Raw genomic sequence first — 2,261 nt, 5'->3', positions numbered from 1 at the left:
GATTTTAACTTATATTTTTACGCAAGCCTTATTTTTGGCGCATTTATGATGCTTATGCTTCTTAGCTGGTTTGTCTATAATGCAAGAAGCAGCGAAATAAATGAAATTTAGTTCGCCACTCCCATTAGCACGCTTGTGTAGGTGTTTTGCTTAGGCTCTGAGCTTGTTGCATCGTTTATATTTATGCGGCTAGCCTCAAGCCCAGCTTTTATAAGTGCCTCTTTTACCGCATTTGCACGCTCATTTGCAAGCTCTACTAGCTTTGCTTTATCGACTTCGATGCCCTTTAGCGCCTCTTCTCTTAAGGCTTTTTCGCTTCTATCTTTTAAATTTGGCACAAGCTCATTTAAAACCGCGATGTAGTCTTTGCCGCTTGAAGCGATGATTTGATTGATCTTTTGATCTAGTTTTTTGTTTTTATAAAAGCTCTCATCGAGTTTTGAGTATGTTGGCGTTATGCTAAGCTTCATCTTAGGTTTTGAGCCAGTTAGCTTTATAAAATCAGCTATCTTAGGTGCTTCTGAGCTTATAAGCTCGCTACTTCCTGCAAGAAAATCAATAGAGCTAAGATCTTTGCTGCCAAGTCCTAGGGCGTTGCCTAAAAATCTAAATGGAGCTAGCGTGATGTCGGCAAAGAGCTTTTTTACTGCAGCCCAGATGACGCCGCCATATTTAAAGTCAGGATCGTCTAAATTTCCCTCAACCGGCAGGTCGATATTTATCTGGTTGTTTTGGTCGCTAAGTATCGATATAGCAAGTGAAAGTGGTAAATTTACAGCATCTTTTGACTCAACTTTCTCTCCAAGTGTAAGAGAGTCAAAATTTATAAAATTTGAGCCATTTAGTTTTGAGTCGGTGACGCTATAGTTTAGGTTTAAATTTAGCTTGCCTTTTTTGATCTTATAGCCCACAAACTGCCCGCTATAAGGTGTCACGTTAACTAGATCGATATCTTTAAAATCAAGCTTTATATCGGTATTTTGCTTTAGCTCAAACGGAAAGAGTTTTGCAGTGATCTGAGCAAAGCCATTTTTGCCAACCACACCTTGAAACTCGCCTGAGCTTGGACGCTTTTTATCGATGTCGGTGAGCTTGCCATTTAGCTTTGAGATCGTTGTGGCAAATGGCATAAATAGCGATGCGTCCGAGAAATCAACCTCGCCATTTTTTAGAGAGAAATTTTTAACGCTAAATTTTAGTTCGTCCTCTTTTTTGCTAGCCACTTTTTTGGTCTCAGGTTTTGCCTCAGTTTTAGCTTTATTTTTATCCTCTTTTACGATCTGAGATAGGTTAAATTTACGTTCTTTGCTTAGATGAGCCTTGATAAATGGCGAATTTAAGCTCACTCCGCTTATAGTAAGGTCGTTTTTGGCAAATGAAATTTTTTCAAGATCAAGGCTTTTAAAGGCGACCAGTTTTTCAGCTTTTTTGCCATTTAGCCTTATATCTTTGATGCTAACTTTTGCGTCTGCTTTGATATCTTTTGCGTAGTGAAGCTGCGCATCTGCGCTCATCTGACCGCTAGCTAGATCGGCCTCTAAAAAGGGCTTTGCATAGGCAAAATACTTTGGTAAATTTGTATCATTTAGCTTGATCTTCGCGCTCACATCAAGTGGCTCGATCTTTATCTTGGACTCAACATCCAAATTTAGCTTTTGCGAGCTCTTCATTGCCACTTTTGCATCAAATGGCTTGCTAAAATCACTACTTAAATTTGCTACTTTTACAAAAAGATTATCAAATTTATGAGCGATCTTTTCGCCTTCAAAAAGATGCGTCAAAGCGATATCTGCGTTATTTACACTTATATTTTTTACATCAAATTTAAACTTATTTTCTTTGCTTTTTGAAGCGCTTTTATTTTCAACCTTTTTCTCCACTTTTTTAGTGTGTTTTGTCGCTTTTTTAGCTTTTGTGCTCTGCTCGCTAAATCCTAGCTCATTTACAGCACTTAGACCATTGTCGTTTAGTTCTGAAGTAAATTTAGGCTTATTAACATCGACACTAGCGATATTTAGAGCCATTTTTAAAAGATCAAAGCTTATGCTCTTTATCGCCACATCAGCGACGCTTACTATATCTTTATTTTTTGCTTTAAGCTCTATGTTTTTTACGTTTAGCTCATCAAGGCTCGCAAGGCTCTTGTTGCCATCCATTGTAAAGCTTGTATTTGTCACGCCAGCGCTTGCTACATTTGCATTTGCGCTTTTGCTAAGTGGCGCGTTGATGCCATTAAGTGCTATTTTTTCAAGCGTTAGAGC

The 2,261-nt window shown here is 38.3% G+C and carries 1 protein-coding gene; it reads right to left on the bottom strand.

Annotated features, from left to right (window positions below; genetic code table 11):
- Nucleotides 1-107: 107 nt before the first annotated feature.
- Nucleotides 108-2,261: DUF748 domain-containing protein (locus tag Q0296_RS04575; protein WP_298037110.1), on the bottom strand; the 2,154-nt coding region annotated here is incomplete at its 5' end.

Origin of the sequence: uncultured Campylobacter sp. (assembly GCF_937890585.1) — a bacterium.
Taxonomy (GTDB): Bacteria; Campylobacterota; Campylobacteria; order Campylobacterales; family Campylobacteraceae; genus Campylobacter_A.
This window is presented reverse-complemented; position numbering and strand designations above follow the sequence as displayed.